The 18401-nt window shown below is 45.3% G+C and carries 17 protein-coding genes; 5 read left to right on the plus strand and 12 right to left on the minus strand.

What is annotated here, in order from left to right; translation table 11 throughout:
• The first annotated feature begins 15 nt into the window (after window positions 1-15).
• Together GVO63_RS17315 and GVO63_RS17320 are read left to right on the plus strand one after the other, a co-directional pair.
• Window positions 16-501 carry a transposase gene (locus GVO63_RS17315; RefSeq protein WP_159581532.1) on the plus strand — a complete coding sequence of 162 codons (486 nt, stop codon included), beginning with the start codon at window positions 16-18 and terminating at the stop codon, window positions 499-501.
• Window positions 453-1340 (plus strand): IS3 family transposase, encoded by an 888-nt coding sequence (locus tag GVO63_RS17320; protein WP_159581534.1) that lies wholly within the window; start codon window positions 453-455, stop codon window positions 1338-1340. Before GVO63_RS17315 ends, GVO63_RS17320 begins: the two co-directional genes overlap by 49 nt.
• A 196-nt stretch (window positions 1341-1536) precedes the next feature.
• Here the strand turns inward: GVO63_RS17320 and GVO63_RS17325 are convergent, their stop codons facing one another.
• From GVO63_RS17325 to lpxD, 10 genes are all read right to left on the minus strand, one after another.
• Window positions 1537-2037 carry a phosphatidylglycerophosphatase A gene (locus GVO63_RS17325; RefSeq protein ID WP_159495226.1) on the minus strand — a complete coding sequence of 167 codons (501 nt, stop codon included), beginning with the start codon at window positions 2035-2037 and terminating at the stop codon, window positions 1537-1539.
• Between the two features lie 39 nt (window positions 2038-2076).
• Window positions 2077-3042: a thiamine-phosphate kinase gene (thiL, locus tag GVO63_RS17330; RefSeq protein ID WP_159581536.1), complete on the minus strand. Its 966-nt coding sequence runs from the start codon at window positions 3040-3042 to the stop codon at window positions 2077-2079.
• 46 nt (window positions 3043-3088) lie between these two features.
• Window positions 3089-3511 carry a transcription antitermination factor NusB gene (gene nusB / locus GVO63_RS17335; RefSeq protein ID WP_105931720.1) on the minus strand — a complete coding sequence of 141 codons (423 nt, stop codon included), beginning with the start codon at window positions 3509-3511 and terminating at the stop codon, window positions 3089-3091.
• Window positions 3512-3523: 12 nt separating this feature from the next.
• Window positions 3524-3997, minus strand: a complete 474-nt coding sequence (gene ribE / locus GVO63_RS17340; RefSeq protein ID WP_159495224.1) for a 6,7-dimethyl-8-ribityllumazine synthase — start codon at window positions 3995-3997, stop codon at window positions 3524-3526.
• 229 nt (window positions 3998-4226) lie between these two features.
• Window positions 4227-5327, minus strand: a complete 1101-nt coding sequence (gene ribBA / locus GVO63_RS17345; RefSeq protein ID WP_159495223.1) for a bifunctional 3,4-dihydroxy-2-butanone-4-phosphate synthase/GTP cyclohydrolase II — start codon at window positions 5325-5327, stop codon at window positions 4227-4229.
• Between the two features lie 20 nt (window positions 5328-5347).
• Window positions 5348-6010: a riboflavin synthase gene (locus GVO63_RS17350; RefSeq protein WP_159495222.1), complete on the minus strand. Its 663-nt coding sequence runs from the start codon at window positions 6008-6010 to the stop codon at window positions 5348-5350.
• 11 nt (window positions 6011-6021) lie between these two features.
• Window positions 6022-7170, minus strand: a complete 1149-nt coding sequence (gene ribD / locus GVO63_RS17355) for a bifunctional diaminohydroxyphosphoribosylaminopyrimidine deaminase/5-amino-6-(5-phosphoribosylamino)uracil reductase RibD (protein WP_159581538.1) — start codon at window positions 7168-7170, stop codon at window positions 6022-6024.
• A 49-nt stretch (window positions 7171-7219) separates the two neighbouring features.
• Entirely contained in the window at window positions 7220-7669 is a 450-nt protein-coding gene (gene nrdR / locus GVO63_RS17360) for a transcriptional regulator NrdR (protein ID WP_159495220.1), read from the minus strand.
• Between the two features lie 98 nt (window positions 7670-7767).
• Window positions 7768-9024, minus strand: coding sequence for a serine hydroxymethyltransferase (glyA, locus tag GVO63_RS17365; RefSeq protein WP_159495219.1), 1257 nt, complete (start codon window positions 9022-9024; stop codon window positions 7768-7770).
• A gap of 156 nt (window positions 9025-9180) precedes the next feature.
• A complete protein-coding gene (gene lpxD, locus GVO63_RS17370; protein ID WP_159495248.1) occupies window positions 9181-10209 on the minus strand; it encodes a UDP-3-O-(3-hydroxymyristoyl)glucosamine N-acyltransferase in 1029 nt (342 codons plus the stop codon).
• Between the two features lie 517 nt (window positions 10210-10726).
• Between lpxD and ettA the strand changes: the two genes are divergently transcribed.
• Window positions 10727-12394: an energy-dependent translational throttle protein EttA gene (gene ettA / locus GVO63_RS17375; protein WP_159494890.1), complete on the plus strand. Its 1668-nt coding sequence runs from the start codon at window positions 10727-10729 to the stop codon at window positions 12392-12394.
• 148 nt (window positions 12395-12542) lie between these two features.
• Entirely contained in the window at window positions 12543-12950 is a 408-nt protein-coding gene (locus GVO63_RS17380) for a PilZ domain-containing protein (protein WP_159581540.1), read from the plus strand.
• A gap of 122 nt (window positions 12951-13072) precedes the next feature.
• Here GVO63_RS17380 and radA read toward each other — a convergent pair whose 3' ends face one another.
• The gene (gene radA, locus GVO63_RS17385; RefSeq protein ID WP_159494892.1) at window positions 13073-14440 is read right to left on the minus strand and encodes a DNA repair protein RadA; all 1368 of its coding nucleotides are present in this window, start codon (window positions 14438-14440) and stop codon (window positions 13073-13075) included.
• Window positions 14441-14628: 188 nt separating this feature from the next.
• On the opposite strand from radA, the gene GVO63_RS17390 reads away from it, so the two are divergent.
• The gene (locus GVO63_RS17390; RefSeq protein ID WP_159494893.1) at window positions 14629-17154 is read left to right on the plus strand and encodes a PilZ domain-containing protein; all 2526 of its coding nucleotides are present in this window, start codon (window positions 14629-14631) and stop codon (window positions 17152-17154) included.
• A 153-nt stretch (window positions 17155-17307) separates the two neighbouring features.
• Here the strand turns inward: GVO63_RS17390 and serB are convergent, their stop codons facing one another.
• Complete coding sequence (serB, locus tag GVO63_RS17395; protein WP_159494894.1) at window positions 17308-18291, minus strand: phosphoserine phosphatase SerB; 984 nt, start codon at window positions 18289-18291, stop codon at window positions 17308-17310.
• Between the last annotated feature and the right edge of the window lie 110 nt (window positions 18292-18401).

Here is an 18401-nt window from a genome sequence, read left to right on the forward strand (position 1 = left end):
ATTACTGGGGGTTTTATGTCGACATACAGTAGAGAGTTCAAACTAGAAGTCGCAACGCAAGCCAACACCAAAGGTTCGCGTCTGCTTTCAAAACAATTTAATGTCAGTTCAAGGCAAATTCGGTATTGGTGTTTAGTGTTTCGCCTTCATGGCGAACATGCTTTTTTGCATAAGCGAAAACCTTACACAAAAGAAGCTCGTCTAGAGATGATTCGAAGTATGAAGCGCGAAGGATGGTCTTTAACTTACACCAGTGCCTTTTTCGATTTGTCTTCTCCCGGAATGTTATCCGAATGGTTTTCTGCTTATAATTCGGGGAAATTAACTCATTCGAAGCCAACCAGAGTAAACATGTCCAAGTCCGCCAAAGCTAAAAACTCGAAAGAAATGAATGAAAAAGAACTAAGAGAAGAGCTTGAATACCTCAGAGCGGAGAATGCTGTCTTAAAAAAGTGGAATGCCTTGGCTCAGGAAAAACAAACAACGAAAAAGCAAAAGTAGTTAGTGAGCTAAAGGCTAAATTTAAACTATCGCATTTACTCAAGGCCAGTGAGCTGCCTAAAAGCGTTTACTATTACCATCGCAACAAAGGCGATAGTAACGGCAAATACGATGCGATAAAGCAGCAAATTACGAGCATATACCATGCTCACAAAGGTCGATATGGTTATAGACGCATAACGTCAACATTACGCAATGCAGGCACACTCATTAACCATAAAACGGTTCAACGCTTGATGCTTCAATTATCACTTAAATCAGTAGTACGACCAAAGCGTTATACGTCTTATCGAGGCACAGTAGGAAAGCATATCGACAATACGCTTAACAGAGACTTTAATGCTTTGAAACCGAATCAAAAATGGGTAACCGATATCACAGAGTTTAAGGTAGCTAATCAACGTGTCTACCTGTCACCAATCATTGACCTGTTTAATCAAGAAGTTATTAGTTATGAGGTTGGCACTTCACCGAGATTAAATCTAGTCACGGATGCGCTAAACAAGGCTATAAAACAATTACAATGGCATGAGCGACCACTCATTCACTCTGACCAAGGTTGGCAATATCAACACCAGATGACCAGAAAAATCATTGCAGACCACAACTTAATACAAAGTATGTCTAGAAAAGGAAATTGCTTAGATAATGCCGTTGCAGAAAACTTCTTCGGCATATTAAAGACGGAAATGTATCACGGCTATGAGTACAAAAGTGTTACTGAGCTGGTAAACGCAATCAAAGAATATATAAAATATTACAATCACAAACGAATTAAGCTGAAACTAAAAGGCCTGAGTCCGATAGCGTATCGAAATCAGGCCTTGGTAGCCGCTTAGAAATGAGTCCAACTTTACGGGGTCACTTCATAATGCGGGCTTTTCTCTATTAAAAAACTTATTGGTGAAGCCTACTGGTTAAGTAAGAGTGATATCGAGTTGACTGACGTAGTATTTACCCCTTATGCACGCCCTTTGCCCCACAGTTTGCTCACTATTAAACGCTGAAAATGAGTTTATAGGGTAAAATGAGGAACTAAAATAATGCTAGCGCAGCAGGCCAGAACACCATCAACAGGTGTAAACAGCCACAGGCCATTGCACCTGCCAGTAAATCGTCAAGCATAATGCCAGTACCACCGTGTAAGCGCTTATCGATAATACCAATTGGCCATGGCTTTAAAATGTCGAAGAGCCTGAACAAACAGAACCCAACTAACAAAGAAGAGGCGCTGATAGGCACGAAAATAAAGGTAACGAACATACCTGCTATTTCGTCCCATACTATCGAGCCATGGTCGTGTACCTGCATGTCATCAGCCGTTTTACCACAAAGGTAAATGCCAACTACAGAGAAGATAAGGGTTAGCGCAATAAATGAGACCAGGGAAATTTGGCTGCATGCGATAAGCAGCGGTAACGCAGCGAGTGAGCCGAATGTACCTGGCATAAATGGAATTAACCCGCTACCAAACCCTAGCGCTAGAAAATGGGTCGGATTTTTCATACTCACTCTAGCGCGAAATTCAGCCTGCATGTAAATTCCTTTCTCTCACGACTTAATTAGCATTGATAGTTAAAAGCTATGCTCGTAACCTGAGGGCGTTACTGGCGTATACTTTTCGCCGTCTTTTAACAGTGAAAGTGTACCGCTGTGCCCGGTCAATTGTCCAATACAGGTTGCTTTAACGTTAGTACTGGCTAGAGAAGTTTCAAGGCTCCCCCGCTGCTCTTCACTGACAGTGAAGATAAGCTCGTAGTCATCTCCTGCAGATAACGCGTACTCTATTGCCAATTCAGCTGACACTGCGCTAGTTAGGGCGCGGGAGAGCGGTAAGCGCTCTACATGGATATTAGCCCCGCAGTTTGACGCTTTGAGAATGTGGCTCAGATCTGAAATTAGGCCATCAGATACATCAATACACGACGTGGCAATACGTCGTATAGCTGTTCCAACGGCAACGCGAGGTGTGGGAAAGTAATGGCGGTTTACTAACACATCCTTGGCTTCGCCACTGACATTGAGTTTATTTTGAAGGATATCTAAGCCTGCTCCGGCGTCGCCCAACGTACCGGTAACATATACCCAATCCCCGGGCTTGCCGCCGCTCCGGGTTAATTCTGAACCTGGCGGAATAAAGCCTTGCGCTGTAATAGTCATGGCCATTGGCCCTTTAACCGTATCGCCACCAATAAGCTGCACAGAATAATATTGAGTGAGCTCATAAAGACCTTTAACAAAGTCATCAAGCCACGGCTCGTCAACTTCAGGGAGAGACAAAGACAGGCTAATCCACGCGGGCTCTGCGCCCATTGCAGCAAGGTCACTTAAGTTAACTGCTACGGTTTTGTATGCCACTGATTTCGCCGGCGCATCTTCTAGGAAATGCACACCCGCGACAAGGGTGTCGGTGGTAACGGCGAGCTGTTGATTTTCAGGAACCGTTGTTACGGCACAGTCATCGCCGATACCTATAACAACGTCTTTACGTCGGTGGCCACTGTTCGAAAAATAGCGGCCGATAAGATCAAATTCTTTCACAGTAATTTAAAACCCTTTAGCGGCATTCCTTGCCGCCACGGTAAGGTTAGTCGCGCTCGTCTTTACGCAGCGTGCGCACTGCTTTATCCAGTGCACCATTAATGAATTTGTGGCTTTCTTCGGCACCAAAAGCCTTAGCAAGCTCAATCGCTTCATTAATAATTACGCGATAAGGTACATCAATGCGCTCAGTCAGTTCCAGCGTCGCAATGCGCAAGATCGCTTTTTCTATGGCGTCTAACTCTTCAGGCAGACGACCAAGATAAGGTTTAATGGTAGTGTCAAGCTTACTTGCGTTGTGTGCAACGCCGCGAAGCAAGGCTTGAAAATACGCCATATCTACCTTTTGCATGTCGTTACTGGTGGCTAGCGCCAGCTCAACCTGCTGAATATCGTTGTGACTCATTTGCCATGAATATATCCCTTGAAGGGCTAATTCACGGGCTTTACGACGAGCTGAAACTTTCACTTAATGTTTACCTTAAAGCTTTTCAACAGCATCGATAACGTTAACCATTTCAAGCGCACCCAATGCAGCTTCTGCACCTTTGTTGCCCGCTTTAGTACCTGAACGCTCGATAGCTTGTTCAATTGAATCTGTTGTGATTACGCCGAATGAAACTGGAATACCGTATTCAAGTGATACTTGCGCAAGGCCTTTATTACTTTCCCCTGCTACAAAATCAAAGTGTGGCGTGCCACCACGAATAACTGCACCTAGTGCAATGATAGCGTCGAATGACTTTTTCTCAGCTAATTTCTTAGCCACGACAGGTAACTCGTAAGCACCAGGAACACGAACGACCGTGATATCATCATCACTCACTTCACCGTGACGATCTAGCGTGTCCAACGCGCCTTCTAGTAAGCTTTCAACAACAAAGCTATTAAAGCGTGCTACTACAATAGCGAACTTCTTACCGGTTGCTCTGATATTACCTTCAATTACCTGCATGGTTTAATTCCTCGAGAAAAAACGGCGCGAAGTATACCACAACTGCGCCCAAACTAAATCGATTGTTTCTTTAACTTCAACTATTCGTAAACTATCACTAGCTTTCACGTAAATAGGAGGGAAGAATTCCTATTGCCCCCAACCTTTATAAAAGCGGTAGCCTAACGAACGAGGAGCGCTTGTCGCCCCTTTGCCATTGGCATTCGTAAAACGTGCTCGCTAATGAGTGCTAATCGTGCACGTATTCGACAACTTCAAGACCGTAGCCCGAAAGTGCGTGATACTTAATAGGTTTACTGAGTAGGCGCATTTTGTGTACACCCATTGATGCAAGAATTTGACTACCCACCCCAATGGTGCGTGATGAGCCCTGCCAATCAGCGCCCGTTGGACGTTCGCCTCTGTCTTCAGCGGCAAATCGACGAACTTGACTCTCAATGTGCTCTTCTTTACCTAATAGCACCAACACGCCGCCTTCTTCTGAAATTTTGCGCATGCCATCTGCCAGCGTCATTGAGCGATGAATACCGCGCGTCGAGCCAAGAAGATCACTAAAGGTATTATGGAGATGCACGCGAACCAGCGTGGGTTCGTCTTCTTTAATATCACCTTTTTTAAGTGCAAAGTGGAGCTGATTGTCAATACTGTCTTTAAATGTGTGGAGTTCGAAATCACCATATTCTGTAGGCATGTTGCACTGGGCAACCTTCTGAATAGTGGTTTCGTTCAGATTGCGGTATTCGATTAAATCAGCAATGGTACCGATTTTAAGATTGTGTTTCGCTGCAAACTTCTCTAACTCTGGGCGACGGGCCATGGTACCGTCTTCATTTAAAATCTCGACAATAACACCAGCCGGCTCCAGACCAGCAAGACGAGGTAAATCTACACCAGCTTCAGTGTGTCCCGCGCGATTTAATACGCCGCCATCTTTGGCAATTAACGGGAAGATATGGCCAGGCTGAACAATGTCTGTCGCTTTTGCATCCTTCGCCACCGCAGCTTTGATTGTTGTGGCGCGATCTGCTGCTGAAATCCCTGTTGTAACGCCGGTCGCCGCTTCAATAGACACTGTAAAGTTGGTAGAGAATTGCGCTTCATTTTTGTCTACCATCAGCGGAAGATTTAACGTACGGCAACGCTCTTGTGTCATTGGCAAACAAACCAAGCCACGCGCATGGGTGACCATAAAATTTATGGCTTCAGGTGTCACGTGCTCTGCCGCCATGATGAGATCGCCTTCGTTTTCTCGGTCCTCATCATCCATCAAGATAACCATTTTGCCTTGGCGGATATCTTCAATTATTTCTTGTGTCGTGTTAAATGCCATATTGTGTGCTTCTTGTAGGGTTATTTTTTTAAAAATCCGTTCTCGGCAAGAAATGCCATATCGATGCCTTTTTTCGTCGGCTCAGCGGCTTTATCGCCCAGCATCAATCGCTCTAAATAGCGCGCAATGACATCGACCTCCAAGTTTACTGCTGTGCCTACTTTGTAACTGCCCATTATTGTTTCCTGCAACGTATGCGGGATGATCCAAAGCATAAACTCTGCGCCATTTACTTCGTTCACGGTCAAGCTAATGCCGTCAACGGTGATACTTCCCTTATGCGCAATATATTTAGCTAACGCTTCAGGCGCTTTGACCCAAAATTCCACATAGTCTTTATGTTTAATTATTTGAGTTACGTGGCCAACTCCATCAACGTGGCCGGAAACAATGTGACCACCTAAACGGTCGCTTGGACGCATGGCTTTTTCAAGGTTCACTGTAGAACCCGCACTGTAATGAGCGAAGCCTGTTAACTTGATGGTCTCTGCAGACACATCGGCGCAGTAATAATCGGGCCCCATGTCTGTCACTGTTAAACAAACACCATTGGTCGCAATACTATCGCCCAAAGCGACATCAGACATATCAAGCGTAGAAGAAGATACCGTTAGGCGAATATCATTGCCTCGGTTATCAAGCTTTTTGATCGTGCCCAACGCTTGAATAATTCCAGTAAACATAAAGTTCCTCTTTAGTCGCCGTAACGACAGGTGTTGCTAACATCAGGACGGAAGATAAGCTTAATATCGTTCCCCACCTGACGGTTTTCAATAAGAGAGAGTGAAATAGATTGATTTAAAGCGGTAAATGCTGGCAGATTGACCATACTTATTCCTTTGTCCCCTAATAGCTTGGGCGCTTGATAACAAATAAGTTCATCCACCAACCCTTCGTGTAACAACGCTCCCGCAAGCCCCGGACCTGCCTCTACCCATACTTCATTATACTGCTTGTCACCTAACGCTGACATCAACTCATGCAAGTCAACCTTGCCGTTTTTTTCCTTAAGAGGAATGTAATGACCAGTTGAAGTATCAGGATGGGCTTGCGATGTTGCAGTGAAGGTAACATGTCCGTCGTTAAACAGGTTAAAGTCGCGGCTTAATGTACTTTTACTGTCTACAACAACGCGAGCCGGTTGACGGATGTGCTCAATGGGATAATCCTCAAAGTTTGCCTCCTGCTCTCTTACTAAAAGGCTCGGGTTATCTGCTGTAACGGTTCCAGAGCCCGTTAATACCACACAACTTTGTGCACGATAGCGCTGCACATCGCGTCTGGCCTCTGGTCCGGTTATCCATTGGCTTACGCCATTTTGAAGCGCTATTTTACCATCAACGCTTATACCTAATTTTACCCTGACAAATGGTTTGCCGGTGAGCATGCGCTTGGTAAAGCCTGGATTAAGCGCGGCTGCTTCAGCAGCCATCACATCGCTAACGACTTCAATTCCTGCCGCTTGCAGCATAGCAATGCCTTTGCCGCATACATTTGGATTTGGGTCAGTCATTGCAATAACAACCCGTGCAACCTGCCCTTCTATGAGTGCCTTTGCACAAGGCGGCGTGCGACCAAAATGACTGCAAGGCTCCAGGGTCACGTAGGCAGTCGCGCCCTTTGCGCCCTCAGAGCGAGCTTTAGCCGCCTGTCGTAACGCGTGTACTTCTGCGTGAGGCGTGCCGGCTTGAATATGATAGCCTTGACCAATGAGTTGGTTACTTTGGTCAACAATCACACATCCAACACGAGGGTTAGGTGAAGTAGTGAATCGCCCTTTTTGAGCGAGTTGAATGGCCTTTGCCATCCAAGAATAATCGATTTTAACCGTATCGTGGTTCACTTGGATTCCTGTTGTAGCCCTAAGTGCCTGATGTCTGGGATATGCCGGACTAATCCCCTAAACGTGCGATCTCTTCTCCAAATTCACGAATGTCTTCGAAAGAGCGATAGACAGAAGCAAACCGAACATAAGCGACTTTGTCGAGTTCTTTGAGGGCTTTCATAATTAAGTTGCCAAGCAATTCGCTGCTCACTTCCCTTTCTCCCGTTGCGCGCAACTGAGATTTGAGTGAGAGGATACACTGTTCAACTTCTTCGGTACTTACTGGGCGCTTCTCTAACGCTCGTTGTAAGCCTGCACGAAGTTTGTCTTCATTGAAGGGTTCACGGGAGCCATCACGCTTAATAACACGAGGCATCACAAGCTCTGCACTTTCAAACGTGGTGAAGCGCTCATGACACACCATGCACTCTCGGCGTCTACGCACTTGTTGCCCTTCTGCAACCAAACGAGAATCAATAACTTTTGTTTCTTGTTCTGAACAAAAAGGGCAAAACATGAATAATCCTTACATATTGCGTACTTAGGTATTTAAACCGAACCTAGACTAGTTAGTCCAGCATTAGTACCAAAGTACGCAATAAAACACAAACCTATTTATTTATAAACAGGGAATTGTGCGCAAAGTGCAACCACTTCGCCTTGTACGCGCTTGATAACTGACTCATCGCCCATGTTATCTAGAATATCGCAAATCCACGTAGCAACCTGCTTAGCCTGCTCTTCTTTAAAACCACGACGAGTAATTGCTGGGCTACCAATACGAAGACCACTGGTCACGAACGGTGAACGCGGGTCATTCGGTACCGAGTTTTTGTTTACCGTGATGTTTGCTGCGCCTAATGCTGCATCAGCGTCTTTACCCGTGATGTCCTTATCGATAAGGTCAAGTAGGAACAGGTGGTTGTCAGTACCGCCAGACACAATTTTATAGCCGCGTTCTTGCATAACCGCTACCATCGCTTTCGCGTTTGCAACAACTTGCTGCTGATAAACTTTAAACTCAGGCTGCAGGGCTTCTTTGAATGCTACCGCTTTAGCTGCGATAACGTGGCAAAGAGGACCGCCTTGATTACCTGGGAAAACAGAGCTATTTAGCTTTTTGTAAATTGCTTCATCGCCACATGATGAAAGGATAAGACCACTGCGCGGACCCGCAAGCGTTTTGTGTGTTGTCGTTGTTACCACATGTGCATGAGGAAGAGGATTTGGATAAACGCCCGCAGCCACAAGACCTGCAACGTGTGCCATATCAACCAGAAGGTAAGCACCTACGCTATCTGCGATTTCACGGAACTTAGCCCAATCAACAACACCTGAATACGCAGAAAAACCGCCAATAATCATCTTCGGCTTATGTTCTTTTGCCAGTGCTTCAACCTGTGCGTAATCGATTTCACCGGTTTCTTTGTTCAAACCGTATTGGACAGCATTATAAGTTTTGCCAGAGAAGTTTACATGAGAACCATGAGTAAGGTGACCACCTTCAGAAAGGCTCATGCCTAATACCGTGTCGCCAGCATCAAGTAACGCCATGAATACTGCAGAGTTTGCTTGTGAACCAGCGTGGGGTTGCACGTTTGCGTAGTCTGCACCAAAGAGCGCTTTCGCGCGATCGATAGCAAGCTGCTCGACAACATCTACATGTTCACAGCCGCCGTAGTAGCGTTTCCCTGGGTATCCTTCCGCGTACTTATTAGTAAGCTGCGAACCCTGTGCTTCCATTACACGTGGGCTACAGTAGTTCTCAGAGGCAATTAGCTCGATGTGATGTTCTTGGCGCTCAACTTCTTTCGCCATTGCATTGGCTAATTCAGGATCGAAGTCAGCTATATTCATTTCGCGAGAAAACATTGGGGGGCTCCTTAACTGCGGTTTTTATATGGCATTACGTATAGATTGCTCAAATTCGAGCCATATTCTAGTCATTTTCGGTTGCTTGTATACCGCTTTATGACCAAATTAATGTAAATGGCGCAGGTTTAACGAAATACCTGCGCTCACGCGAGATCAGACCTGTTTTTCGAGGGCTTTAACACGGTCAAATAAACTGCCAATTTTGGCAAGACGCACGGTATTTTTGCGCCAATCGCGGTTGGTTTGTGCCGGTTGGCCAGATGAATATACACCAGGTTCTGTGATGTCTTGCACAATCATGGTGTAGCCGGTGACCTGAACGTTATCACAAATACTGATATGGCCATTGATTCCCACACCACCGCCAATAATGACATGCTTGCCTATATGGCAACTGCCGGCGATACCAGTAGCACCGCATATGCATGAGTGATCGCCAATTATGCAGTTGTGACCGATTTGTACTTGGTTATCGATAATAACGTTTGTACCTAGTATTGTGTCTTCCATTGCACCGCGGTCGATGCTGCTGCTTGCTCCAATTTGACTATCATCGCCAATACGAACCGAGCCGGTTTGGGGTATTGGGATCCACACGCCTTTATCGTTTGCGTAACCAAAGCCTGCCGCACCAATCACCGTCTGGCTGTGAATCGTTACGCGCTTGCCAATCACTACGTCATGATAAATAGTCACGTTCGGGTGGATAATACAGCCTTCACCAATATGCGTGCCTCTGCGAATCACGGTATTTGCGCCAACGGTCACGCGGTCGCCAAGCACAACGTTCTCTTCAATGATGACGTTGTGACCTAGAGATACATCACTGCCGATGCGGGCAGATGGAGCAATCACTGCTGAGTCCGCAATGCCTGTCGCCACCGCAGGGGTCGTATCAAATAACTGCGCAATTAAGGCAAATGCAGCATGGGGGTTTCGCGCAACTAAGGCTGGAACCGGACTTTCGCCTTTTAAGCTCTCGTGCAGTATTACCGCACCCGCTTGAGTATCTTTTAACTGCGGCTTGTATTTAGGGTTGGTAAGAAACGAAATTTGATGCGAAGCCGCACCAGATAATGTACCCACTGCAGAAATCGTGATATTTCCATCGCCCTGCACTTCCCCACCTACATGTTTGGCAAGCTCATCCAAACTGTATGTGCGTTTATTCATAGCGGTCATCTTAATTACCTGTTCAAAGATATGCATGTGTTGAGTTTACCGCTCTGGGGCCGTTCTTTTTCGTTTTAAGCTTCCCCAGAAGCACATGTTTACTCACTTTTATGAAATTAAGTTTACATCAAATCGTCTTGCCAACCGACGCATAAATCAATCTTTTTAGTGTGAGCGCTCAAAATATCATCAAGCACGAAAACACCCAGCGTAAATGGCAAGGGCCTCTTGACCTTTGCTGTACATTTTTACAGCGGCAGGCGCACCATTTATACCAGTCCGCATAGATATTACCCACTTAGTAAGACTTAACATGTTCGTTATCGCGGCATGTTACTGCAGGTTTAGTGGGTCGACATCAAAGTGACACAACAAACACCAATAGCCCCTAGCACAAACGACCCTGTTACGAGTAGAATATGGCGCAAATAGGACGTGTTGAACTTTACCGCCGATTTCTGTGCATTACAGTTCAACACGGCTTATATACTTTTTAATTTTCACCGCTTTCTCAGCGAGGATAAGCATGGCTCAATACGTTTACAGTATGCACCGCGTGGGCAAGATCGTCCCACCAAACAGACACATTCTAAAAAACATTTCACTTAGCTTTTTCCCCGGCGCCAAAATTGGTGTGCTAGGTCTAAACGGCGCAGGTAAATCAACCTTGCTTCGCATTATGGCCGGTGTCGATACCGATATTGAAGGTGAAGCACGTCCTCAGCCTGGGCTTAAAGTAGGTTACCTTCCTCAGGAGCCTCAGCTTGATGAAAGCAAAGATGTCCGCGGCAATATCGAAGAAGCAGTAGCTGACGTGAAATACGCATTGACTCGACTTGACGAAGTGTACGCGGCGTACGCAGAAGCGGATGCCGATTTCGATGCTCTTGCAAAAGAACAAGGTGAGCTAGAAGCGGTTATCCAGGCTAAAGACGGTCACAACTTAGAAAATGCGCTAGAGCGCGCAGCCGATGCACTTCGTCTTCCACCATGGGATGCCGACGTGAGCAAGTTATCCGGTGGTGAACGCCGCCGCGTAGCACTATGCCGCCTGCTTCTCGAGAAGCCTGAAATGTTGCTTCTTGACGAACCAACTAACCACTTGGATGCAGAATCAGTAGCATGGCTGGAGCGCTTCCTTCATGACTATGAAGGTACTGTAGTTGCGATTACCCACGATAGATATTTCCTTGACAACGTAGCGGGTTGGATTCTAGAACTTGACCGCGGTGAGGGTATTCCATGGGAAGGTAACTACTCTTCGTGGTTGGAACAAAAAGAAAACCGACTAGAGCAAGAAGAACGCACCGAAACGGCCCGTATGAAGAGCATGAAACAGGAACTTGAGTGGGTGCGCTCAAATCCAAAAGGTCGTCATGCCAAGAGTAAGGCGCGTATGGCCCGCTTTGAAGAACTATCTACCAGCGATTATCAAAAGCGTAACGAAACCAATGAGCTTTTCATCCCACCAGGTGAACGCTTGGGTGACAAGGTTATTGAAGTAAGTAACCTTAAAAAGTCTTATGGCGACCGCGTACTTATCGATGACTTAACGTTTAAAGTGCCCAAGGGTGCCATTGTAGGTATCGTTGGTCCTAACGGCGCAGGTAAATCAACCTTATTCAGAATGCTTACCGGTGCTGAGCAACCTGATTCAGGAACCATTGACCTAGGTGAAACTGTTCAGATTGCCGCCGTGGAACAGTTCCGCGACCACATGAACGAAAATAACACCGTGTGGAAAGAGATTTCTGACGAGCAGGACATTATTCGCATTGGTAACTTTGAGATTAACAGCCGCGCATACTGCAGCCGATTTAACTTTAAAGGTACCGATCAGCAGAAGTTTATCAAAGACTTGTCAGGTGGTGAGCGCAACCGTGTACACCTTGCAAAACTGCTTAAAGCAGGCGGCAACGTGTTGCTGCTGGATGAGCCAACCAACGACCTAGACGTAGAAACACTTCGCGCCTTAGAAAACGCATTGTTGGAGTTCCCTGGCTGCGCAATGGTTATTTCGCACGACCGTTGGTTCCTAGACCGTGTTGCCACACACATCATGGACTATCGCGACGAAGGGAATATTAACTTCTTCGAAGGTAACTACTCAGACTACGAGAGTTGGTTAAAGCAAGAGTTCGGTCAGGATATTGTTGAGCCGCACCGCCTTAAATATAAGCGTATGGCTAAGTAACAAGAAATCAACACGCCCTAGGTATACCGAAAATAACACCAAGGGCCTTAATCATAAATTAAGGCCCTTTTTATTTAACGGCTTTCATTGCGAACGAGCGTAATTTAGCCAATACTGACAGCGTATACGTATAGCAGGTGAAAAATTAATGACCGATAAGCGCCAATTTCAACGTGTGTCGCTAAATGTAAATGGCAGACTGACCCACAACGATATTAGTATCGATGTGATAGTGAGTGATGTTTCACTGCAGGGCATCAAGCTTCTGGCCACAGAAACAGCGCTGTTGAACCTACCTTTCGATAGCCACGAACCTTATGTCGCTACGTTCATGGCAAACGAAGACAGCCCCGTGATTACACTTTATATTTCGCAGTTATACCGCCATGCTGATAGTCGAAAAGAGAGGGTATCGCTCGGTTGTAAAGTCGAGCGCATGGATGTAGACAGCATTAGTGCCCTTCGCCGTCTAATTACCTTAAACAGCGAAGACGCCAGCATTGAAGAAAAAGATTTAAACGCATTAGTTAATGCAGTTTATCAAGAAGCGCATTAATAGATACGCCTTTTCATAAGTATCTGCTACACAAGTCCCGCTTGCCTGGTTGTCACGTCATTGTGCATTATGGTTTTACGCCTTCCGCAAAGCTTGGGGGATTCCGGCACAGACGAATAGCCCTACTCTAGCGCATCGAGCGCTTCAGATAGCCTTGCCACCGGCACCACTGTCATGCCATTGATAGGCTGTTTTGGTGCATTCGCTTTTGGTACGATAGCGCGTTTAAAGCCATGTTTGGCCGCCTCAACAATGCGTTCGATACCATTTGGAACAGGACGTATCTCACCAGCCAAGCCCACTTCTCCAAATACTATCAATTCTTTAGGTAGTGAACGGTTTCTAAAGCTAGAAATCATAGCCAATAATAGCGCAAGGTCAGCACTTGTCTCTGAAACCCGAACGCCACCAACCACGTTTACGAAGACATCTTGATCGTTCATCTGTACGTTACCATGACGATGGAGCACGGCTAAAAGCATTGAAAGACGATTCTGGTCGAGGCCAACCGCGATACGTCGAGGGTTGGACATCTGCGAGTAATCAACCAGGGCTTGTATTTCCACCAACAAAGGCCGCGTGCCTTCCCAAATGACCATTACGCTAGACCCAGGCGTTTCATTGTCACCTCGGCTTAAAAAAATGGCAGAGGGATTACTGACTTCTTTTAACCCTTTTTCTGTCATAGCAAATACGCCAAGTTCATTGACCGCGCCAAAACGGTTTTTATGACTGCGTAAAGTACGGTATCGCCCGTCGCTTTCCCCCTCCAGCATCATGGAGCTATCAATACAGTGCTCAAGCACCTTAGGGCCGGCTAAGTTTCCGTCCTTAGTCACATGACCAACGATAAACATGGCGATATGATTTTGCTTAGCGAAGCGCGTCAAATATGCCGCGCTTTCTCGCACTTGTGAGACGCTCCCCGGCGCAGATTGGACATCTGAAACGTGCATAACTTGAATTGAGTCGATAACCATAATCTTAGGCTTTTTCGTGAGCGCTAAATCACAAATAGTTTCCACGTTGGTTTCGGCTAACATCATCAATTTGTCATCAGGAAGATTTAATCGCTTTGCGCGCATGGCCACTTGCTGAAGTGACTCTTCCCCTGTGACATAGAGAGCGGTTTCATGTTTCGCCATCTGACACATAACTTGAAGCAAAAGTGTGCTCTTACCCGCACCAGGCGACCCACCAATAAGCATAGCTGCGCCAGGAACTATTCCGCCACCGAGCACTCTATCAAGTTCTTTAAACGTTGACGTAAATCGCGGCAGCGACGCTAAGTCTATCGTGTTCAGAGTTTCAATTTTTGCCGCGGTTTGTCCTGCATATCCTGACGTTGTTTGTCGAGCGACACTTTTGGCACTTGCGACGACAAACTCACTTATCGTGTTCCACGCTTTACACTCTGAGCATTGCCCTTGCCATCGAGGGAACTCTGCGCCGCAATCAGAACACACATAAGCAGTTTTACGTTTTGCCATATTTCAGTATTATCCAATGCCTAAAAAGGGTATTCTAACATGCCATACAAGGGAATTAATCAGAAACCTAAACCTAAGTTTTACTTACAGATTACGCCGAAAGTATTAACCGTTTTCGGGTTAATGTGTTTTGCTGATTGGCCGATAAAAACTAGAATAGTGAAAATTAAGAGTAAAGTTGCGCCTTCATGAGTCAAGATTTAAAGCAATACGCTGACATAATTGAACAATTAAAACCTATGGTTAATGAACCTGAGTTTAATCAAGTGTTGCTTCAAATAGCTTCGGATGTGCCGAAAGAGAAACGCTTCTTGATAAAAATGGAAGTGAAGCGTTTAGCCAAACCTTGTATGCGCACTATTGATTTGAGAGGGCATGTAGATGGCAAATGCAGAAAGTATGTGCATGAAGGACGAAGCCACTATATGGACGACATTGCTGTTGATAAGTTTGAAGAGCAACTGCGGGTATTCGGGCGTTACACCTATGGCGTATACGAAGCAGTTCAAAACACGGAAAACAACTTCCGTTTATTAAGGGAAAAAGAGTTAGCGCAAGAAATCGCTAATAAAGATAACCCTTCAGCGCAAAAGCGCTCCGCCGTTTTAGAGCAATTCAAAGTCCCCACTGTCAACCTTTTAGATTATAGCCAGCGCAATACAGAGCGAATGAACTTTGCGGTAGCTGTTGAAATTGTAAATAGCGCAAATCAATCAATGCGAGGATTGAGCGTTGATATCTCTCTTGAAGGGCTACAGATAAAGCTCTCGAAAGATGCGTTTTTTAAAACTGGCGAAAAACTCTTTATCTATTTCAGAGGGTTAGAAAATGAGTTTGCCATGGACAAGAAAAATGGCATCGCTTATACGCTTGTTAAAATAATTACAAAGAACGATATTAACTACCTGGCGTTACAGAGAGACCAAGACGTTCCAAACCCTGCTTTTGATAAGTTTCTAGAAAGCTTTATACACGGCAACAAGCGCCGCTATAAAGTGAACATGAACAATACGTTGGAAGCAATCACAAGCAAAACGTGTGAGCAGTTTTTCTCCCCACGCAGCCCCACGCTTCCTGTATTCATCGACGCTGTTAACAATGCGCTAATACCGCGTTTTGCCATGGCCAACGAGGTAAACAGAGAAATCGTCCAGTATTGGCAAGATGAAGAAGACAACTGCCGATTGAATTTTCTTTTGACACAGGAGCGGCTTCTTCGGCTTCTCGATAAGTCTGAAGAAATGCGTGAAATGTTTGTTTTCAGCTTTACGCATTTACACGGTGATAAAGTATATTTTTACTCTGCCTCCTTCGAAGAGCTTATGCAGAAAGATATGCTATTTCGTGTGTTTTTAGGTTTTGGCTCTAGAAAAGCAAGTTGGCGAGTCTATAAAGTAACGCTCACCGACATGAACCCTGAACAAGCCCATATTCCTCTCTCCATTCCGGATTCAGTTGGAAACAAGGTTAAAAAGCTCAACTCACCGCCTTCAGCGAGATTGATGTCGAAACTTAAAAACTTGCAGTTTTTGGCACATATCACAGACGTCACGTCTGTAACTGCCCAAGAAACATACAGCGAGTTTAAATTCAATCGCGGCGATCTAACCCATTTGCGTCACTTCGGGCACCCTCGTAACCGCGCTCCATCCGATATCCAAATTGTGCGTTTCAAGTATGAAGAGCAGCGCATAGAAAGCCGCTATCAACTGAGAACACAAGTTGAAGCACGCTTCAATAATGAGGATACGGTACACAAGGGTGTCAGCGAAGATATTTCCGTGCATGGTCTGGGGCTCAGAATAGAGTTGAGCAAGGAATACAAAGGAAACTTAGAAGGTAAAGTGGAAGTCGCCTTCCCTCGCCTCCAAGAAATTTCAAATTCTTTCGACGTTATGCACCTGCAATATGAAATCATCTACCACAATGTTGATAAGAATATTTTGCATTTAAAGACGATGCCTGGTGATGAGGGAAAGTCCGCCCGTACTTTTTTTGAAGAGTTGATTAGAAAGAACAAAGCCAAATTAAAAGTAGAAAGTGACGAAGAAACGGTGCCTGGTATTGGTCAGGCACTTCGCTGCATTAATGCGAGAAATGCCACGTCTCTATCATTTTTGATGAGTAAAGAAGGCGTTCGCTATACGCCTCAGGCCTGCATTATCGGCAAGCAAGATGAACGGATAACAAACTTAACGACACAATACGCTGAACGAGGAAAAGTTAACTTAGAATTCTTGTTTAGAGATCGAAAACAAGACTCTCCTTTTGTTCAAAGCGGGATAAAAGCCGTCAAGCTTGAAAATATGCCGCTACGGCAGGAGCTTTTTGTCTCGTTTGATGCGTCTCAAAAAGACCCCCGCATGGCAATAATTCCGCGCTATTCAGACAAGTTTGAAAGTAACGAACAACGTCGTGCTTTTATAAGAGATGCGATGACACGGGGCCAGTTCATAGCAATCCATGTGATGTTAACCACCACAGGGAAACCTGATATGAGCTTACTTCAAACTGAAATAAACTATGTCACCATGTACGCTGTGCATCGCGCTCGTGAACTAGAGAAAAAATTATGGAGCTTTGCTGCATGCTCTCACCTTGTCGATGTGACAGATGAAGTGCTCATAAGACACGGCTTCTCAAGAGAAGATATTACCGCAAATAAGACCCTGAAAAGCGTGACATCTGAACAAATTGTTTTAAACAATGCATAGCGGCACGCGTTAATTTCGAGTTGGTTTATCTCGCTCTAGGTATCGGTCAATGGAGGGTTAGCATTATAAGCTCCCCCTCCAGTGACGTTCGATTGAAAAAATCGATAAACGCGGGAAAACAACGACACAGTTAATTATCTATACGGACTGGTATTATTTATCTAAAAAGTAAAGCAAGCTGTGCAGGCTACCGATACGTATTGCTACATCCGCTTTTTCATTTACCAATGGTTTGCCATGGCATGCCACACCTAATGCGGACTGCGCCATCATAACTAAATCGTTAGCGCCATCGCCCATAGCAACTGTTTGAGATAATGGAATATCCCACTTCTCTGCGAGTGTCTTCACTGTTCTGGCTTTTACGTCGGCGTTAACTATTTCACCTTCAACTTTTCCAGTGAGCTTCTCCCCCTCAACGGCGAGTATGTTGGATATGGCAAAGTCGAGTCCTAGCCTTTGCTTTAGATGATCAGCAAAGTAAGTGAAGCCACCCGACGCAATGGCGAGTTTCCAATTGGACTTTTTAAGCTCAGAAAGTAAACGTTGAATGCCTGGCATAATAGGTATGCTATCGCGAATCTTATCAAGATGAGAAACAGGCACGCCCTCTAGGCACGCGACGCGGTGAATCAAACTGTCATTAAACGCAATTTCTCCACGCATCGCTTTCGCCGTCACCTCGGCAACCTGCTCTCCTACCCCAGCCAGCTTTGCAATTTCATCGATACACTCTATTTCAATCACCGTGCTATCCATATCCATCACCAGCAAGCCTGGCTTAGACAGAGAAGGACGCGACAGCTGGAGCCCAATATCCACGTTGAAAGCGGAAGAAACGTCTCCTAGCAGCGGTTTAACATTTTCCAGGTCTGCGTGATTAACCACGCCTCGAATTTCGATAACGTCATCACCTAAACACTGATGAAGATGATGAAAAGATAAACTTGATGCGTTAAACACGTCTGTTAATTTGTTTAATACGCCTTTAACAATGTAAGGCGTAACGGCTTGCCCGATTATGGTTAACGTGTGTGTATAGGCGGTATTGTTATGAGAAGCATTGACACACTGTGAAAGCGAAGATGCTGTGTGCTGGTCATTGACGTTAAGATTCGAGAAAAGCGTGTTATTCATGGTGAAAACAGAAACTGCAAATATAAGCAAATGGTGCGCTAATGCTAACCAATTAGGCTAACTAATAAAATATCATCTTTAAAATTATTTAGAATTCCCCTACTGTTAGT

This window comes from Alteromonas sp. KUL106 (assembly GCF_009811415.1).
Taxonomy (GTDB): Bacteria; Pseudomonadota; Gammaproteobacteria; order Enterobacterales; family Alteromonadaceae; genus Alteromonas.